This window comes from Roseateles sp. P5_B10 (genome assembly GCF_056400485.1).
Genome location: NZ_JBFULE010001541.1, coordinates 1 through 640 on the forward strand (window position 1 = coordinate 1; position 640 = coordinate 640).

Here is a 640-nt window from a genome sequence, read left to right on the forward strand (position 1 = left end):
CTCCTGGGCGACGCGGGCTGAGCGCAGCAGTTCAGGCAGCGCGACCAAGGCGGCAATTGGTGTCGCCTTGACGAGTTCCAGCGAATTGCTGGCGAGCGGCGCCAGCACGTTGCGGACCGCCTGCGGCAGCACGATGGAGAACACCACATGCAGCGGCTTGAAACCCAGCGCCCGGGCAGCCTCGGTCTGGCCGTGGGGCACGGACAGGATGCCGGCGCGAAAAATCTCGCCGAAGTAGCCGGAATTGTTGAGCACGATGGCCAGCACGGCCGCCGTGAAGCCGCCGAGCGTCAGGCCGAGAAACGGCATCCCGTAGAAGATCAGGATCAGCAGCACGACAACGGGGAACGACCTGAACAGATCGATATAGATCAGGAGACCGATATTCACCCAGCGGTTCTTGAAGCTGTACAGCACGGCGATGGCGAGGCCGGCGAGAATGCCGAGCGGCAGCGCCACCACCGCGAGCCAGACTGTATAGATCAGCCCCTGCAGGAGCAGCGGATAGACCCGCAACAGCGAATCCCAGTTGGCGAAATTGTCCAGGAAATCCTGCATGCGATCCGCTCAACGCCCCGTGCTGTAGCGATATTCGATCCACCGGCTGGCGATCACCAGCGGCAGGAAGAAGGTGAGGTAG

1 protein-coding gene is annotated in these 640 nt (G+C 62.8%); it reads right to left on the reverse strand.

Going from position 1 to position 640, the window contains the following annotated elements; genetic code table 11:
* Positions 1-558, reverse strand: a 558-nt coding sequence (locus tag AC1DU6_RS34480) for an amino acid ABC transporter permease (protein WP_477862981.1), incomplete at its 3' end; no start/stop codon positions are given.
* Positions 559-640: the final 82 nt, after the last annotated feature.